General features: G+C 73.8%; 3 protein-coding genes and 1 pseudogene. 1 reads left to right on the top strand and 3 read right to left on the bottom strand.

Going from position 1 to position 4381, the window contains the following annotated elements; all coding sequences use genetic code 11:
• Positions 1-1129 (top strand): annotated as a pseudogene (locus tag JNW89_RS28910) (AMP-binding protein); the annotation flags it as partial.
• A 19-nt stretch (positions 1130-1148) separates the two neighbouring features.
• On the opposite strand, the gene JNW89_RS28905 reads toward JNW89_RS28910, so the two are convergent.
• The 3 genes from JNW89_RS28905 to JNW89_RS28895 form a co-directional block, all read right to left on the bottom strand.
• Positions 1149-1508: a hypothetical protein gene (locus JNW89_RS28905; RefSeq protein ID WP_238451507.1), complete on the bottom strand. Its 360-nt coding sequence runs from the start codon at positions 1506-1508 to the stop codon at positions 1149-1151.
• 22 nt (positions 1509-1530) lie between these two features.
• On the bottom strand, positions 1531-3432 hold the full coding sequence (locus JNW89_RS28900) for an acyl-CoA dehydrogenase (RefSeq protein ID WP_375155161.1): 1902 nt from the start codon (positions 3430-3432) through the stop codon (positions 1531-1533).
• Positions 3392-4381: 26S protease regulatory subunit (locus tag JNW89_RS28895; protein WP_238451505.1), on the bottom strand; the 990-nt coding region annotated here is incomplete at its 5' end. The genes JNW89_RS28900 and JNW89_RS28895, both read right to left, overlap by 41 nt.

Genomic DNA, 4381 nt, shown 5'->3' with positions numbered 1-4381 from the left:
TGAGCTGGGACGCGCTGCTGGCCGCCGCGCCGCCGCTGCGGGCCGAGCACCCCGCGCCCGGCCCGGACGACACCGCGCTGCTGCAGTACACCGGCGGCACCACCGGCATCCCGAAGGCGCCGTGCTGACCCACCGCAACCTGCGCGTCAACGCGGCGCAGGGCCGCGCCTGGGTGCCGGGGCTGCGCGACGGCGAGGAGACGGTCTACGCCGTCCTGCCGCTGTTCCACGCGTACGGGCTGACGCTCTGCCTGACCTTCTCGGTGAGCATCGGCGCCACCCTGGTGCTGCTGCCCCGCTTCGACGTCGACCAGGTGCTCGACGCGGTCCGCCGCCGCCCGCCGACGTTCCTGCCCGCCGTCCCGCCGATCTACGAGAAGCTGGCCACCGCCGCCCGCGAGCGCGGCGTCGACCTCACCTCCGTCCGGTACGCCATCTCCGGCGCGATGGCCCTGCCGCCGTCCACGGTTCAGCTCTGGGAGTCGGTCACCGGCGGGCTGCTGGTCGAGGGGTACGGCATGACCGAGACCTCCCCGGTGGCGCTGGGCAACCCGGTCTCGCCCGCCCGCCGGCCGGGCACCGTCGGCGTGCCGTTCCCGTCCACCGAGGTCCGCATCGTCGATCCCGAGGACCCGTCGGTCGACCGGGATCCCGGCGAGGCCGGCGAGCTGCTGATCCGGGGCCCGCAGGTGTTCTCCGGCTACTGGAACCGCCCGGAGGAGACCGCGGCGGTGCTGCTGCCGGGCGGCTGGCTGCGTACCGGGGACGTGGTGGTGATGGACCCGGACGGCTTCGTCACCGTGGTCGACCGGATCAAGGAACTGATCATCACCGGCGGCTTCAACGTCTACCCGTCCGAGGTGGAGGATGCGCTGCGCCGGGTGCCCGGGGTGGCCGACGCCGCCGCGGTGGGGCTACCCGGCGAGCACGGGGGCGAGGAGGTCGTCGCGGCGGTGGTGCTGCACGAGGACTGCGCGGCCGATCCGGAGAGCCTGCGCACGTCCTGCCGGCAGCACCTGACGGCGTACAAGGTGCCGCGTCGGGTGGTGGTGGTCGAGGAGCTGCCCCGATCGCAGATCGGCAAGATCCTGCGCCGCGAGGTCCGCGAGCGGCTGCTCGCGCAGGACTGAGCCGGGCCGGGACGCGCCGTCAGCGGACGGGCGGCCCCAGGCGCAGGATGCGGCGGGCCCGTCGCCGGTCCAGCCAGTGCGGTGCCGGTGGGTCGGTCGGGTCCGTGCCGGTGAGCAGTTCGACCACGAGCCGCGTCCAGAAGCCGGCGGCGCTGAGGATGTTGCGGGCCCGGCCCGGTTCCGGTGCGCCCGGGGGCAGCACCGCCTGCGCCCAGCGCCAGGCGGTCCAGGCGACCTCGTCGTCCGGGTGATGTCGGCGCTCCCGGCTCAGCCGGCGGACCTCGGCCCGCACCGGCCCCGGCAGTCGCCACCACCGTCGTAGCGTCTCCAGCCGGGCGTCGCGGTCCGGCCCCGACGGAATCGTCCCGGGATGGTCCATCGGGGCCACGGGCAGCTGCCGCTCAGAACCACTCGTCGCGCATGTCCAGAGTGGTCCGGTCGAGGCCGTCCAGCAGGTCGAACCGGGCGGTGGTGCGGGGCAGCTCGAAGCGGAAGAAGTACCGCGCCGCCTGCCGCTTGCCGGCGTAAAAGGCGGCGTCCGCGTCGCCGCCGGCCGCCGCACCGCCGGCCGCCGCACCGGTCGCGGCGTCGACGGCGAGCAGCTGCTCCAGCCACATCCAGGCGACCACCACATGCCCGACGGCCTCCAGGTAGAGGCTGGCGTTGGCCAGGGCGAGCGCGGGGTCACCGGTGGCCCACAGCCGGCGGGTGGTGCCGGCGATCCGGTCGACCGCGGCGCCGAGCTGGGCGGCCAGCTCGGCGGCCTCCCCGTCGGCCTTCCAGGCCCGGCTCACCGTCGCGGAGATCGTCTCCAGCAGCAGGGACAGCCCCGCTCCGCCGTCCATGGTCGCCTTGCGCCCGAGCAGGTCCAACGCCTGGATGCCGTGCGTACCCTCGTGGATCGGGTTGAGCCGGTTGTCCCGCCAGTGCTGCTCGACGTCGTAGTCGCGGGTGTAGCCGTAGCCGCCGTGCACCTGGATGGCCAGGTCGTTGGCGGCCAGGCACCACTGCGACGGCCAGCTCTTGGTGATCGGGGTGAGCATGTCCAGCAGCAGGTGCGCCCGGGCCCGGTCGGCCGGGTCGGGGGCGGTCTTCTCCTCGTCCAGCAGCCGCCCGCAGTAGAGCACCAGCGCGAGGGCGCCCTCCACGTAGCTCTTCTGGGCCAGCAGCATCCGGCGCACGTCAGGGTGCGCGACGATCGGCACCTGCGGCACCGTCGGGTCCTTGTCGGCGAGCGGCCGGCCCTGCGGGCGCTGGCGGGCGTACGCCAGGGACTTCAGGTAGCCGGTGTAGCCGAGCGCGGTCGCGCCGGCCCCGACGCCGATGCGCGCCTCGTTCATCATGTGGAACATCTGGGCCAGGCCCTGGTGGGGCTCGCCCACCAGGTAGCCGACCGCCCCGGGGCGGCCGTCCGGCCGGTGCACGCCCTCGCCGAAGTTGAGCAGGGTGTTGGTGGTCCCCCGGTACCCCATCTTGTGGTTGAGGCCGACCAGCACCACGTCGTTGCGGGCGCCGAGGGTGCCGTCGGGGCCGAGGAGCACCTTCGGCACGATGAACAGCGAGAGGCCCTTCACTCCGGGCGGGCCGCCGGGGATCCGGGCGAGCACCAGGTGGACGATGTTCTCGGCGAGTTCGTGGTCTCCCCCTGAGATCCACATCTTGGTGCCGAAGAGCCGGTGGCTGCCGTCGTCCTGCGGTTCGGCGCGGGTGGTGATGTCGGCCAGCGAGCTGCCGGCCTGCGGCTCCGACAGGCACATGCTGCCGAAGAACCGGCCCTCGACCATCGGCCGGACGAAGGTGTCGACCTGGGCGGCGCTGCCGTGGGCGAGCAGCAGGTTGGCGTTGCCCAGGGTCAGGAACGGGTACGCCGCGGTGCTCACGTTCGCGGCCTGGAGGAAGCCGAACGCGGCGGCGGAGACCACGTGCGGCAGCTGCATCCCGCCGACGCTCTCGTCCATGCTCGCGCCGAGCAGCCCGGTGCCGGCGAAGACGTCCAGCGCGGCCTTGACCTGCGGGATCATGCGGACCCGCCCGCCGTCGACGACGGGTTCGCTGGTGTCCGCGGCCCGGTTGTGCGGGGCGAAGTGCTCGGCGGCCACCCGTTCGGCGAGGTCGAGCACGTCGTCGAAGGTCTCCCGGGAGTGCTCCGCGTAGCGGGGGCGCTCGGTCAGCCGGGGCGCGTCCAGCCACTCGTAGAGCAGGAAGCGCAGGTCACGACGGGACAGCAGGGTGGACGACACGGATCTCCTTCCGTCGTACGCCTCAACCGAGCCGCAGCCCGGCGATGGCGTCACGCAGGTCATCCTGGCTGATCGGGCCGGCCGGCGCACCTTCCGTGGCCTCGCGCATCGCCTTGGCGAGTTGCACCCGGCGCAGCACCTCGCGGAGGTCCGCGCCGGTGAGTCCCGCGGTGAGCGCGGCCAGCCCACGCGGGTCGACGTCGTCGGCGAACATCCGGAAGCCGGGGCGCTCGTGCCGGTCGATCAGCTCGCGGACCATCTTGGCGATGATCTCGGCGCGGCCGCTCTCGTCGGGCGCCGGGATGGCCAGCTTGACGTCGAAGCGCCCGGAGCGGGTCAGCGAGGCGTCGACCCGGTGCGGGAAGTTGGTGGTGGCCACCACGATGACGTCCGGGTTCTCCTCGATGAGGGTGTTCATCTCCTGCTTGAAGATGCCGGCGACCGCGTTGACGGCCTGGCTGGCGGCGTCCCCGCCCGCGCCGGCGTAGCTGATGATGCTGTCGAACTCGTCGAAGAGCATCACCGTGGGCTGCCGGTAGCCGCGCGCCTCGCGGAAGATCTGCTTGATGTTGCGCTCGGAGCCGCCGAGGTACTTGTCGAGGATCTCCGGGGTGCGGATCTCCCGGAAGTCGGCGCCGATCTCCTTGGCCAGCGCGCGGGCCAGCATGGTCTTGCCGGTGCCGGGCGGGCCGTACAGCAGGATGCCCTGCGGGCGGCGCGCGCCCCAGCGGGCCATCACCTGGGGGTGCCGGAACGACACCGCGATCTCCCGGAAGCGGGCCACCACCTCGTCGAGGCCGCCGACCTGGTCGAGGGTCACCGCCGCGCTGCCCGGCGGCGTCGCGGCCGGTTCCGGCCGGACCCCGAGGGTGTACGCCCGGCCGCGCAGCACCGCCGGCGCCGGGGTGTCGCCGGCGAGCTCACGGACGGCCTGGAGCACCAGGGCGACCATCGCCGTCAGGTGCGCCGGGGTGACGTCGGCGCTGGGCGTCGCCGCGCACGGTGACCAGCC

This window comes from Micromonospora sp. 4G55 (genome assembly GCF_016803375.1).
The sequence above is the reverse complement of the archived record's forward strand: the minus strand, read 5'-3'. Positions and strand labels throughout refer to the sequence as shown.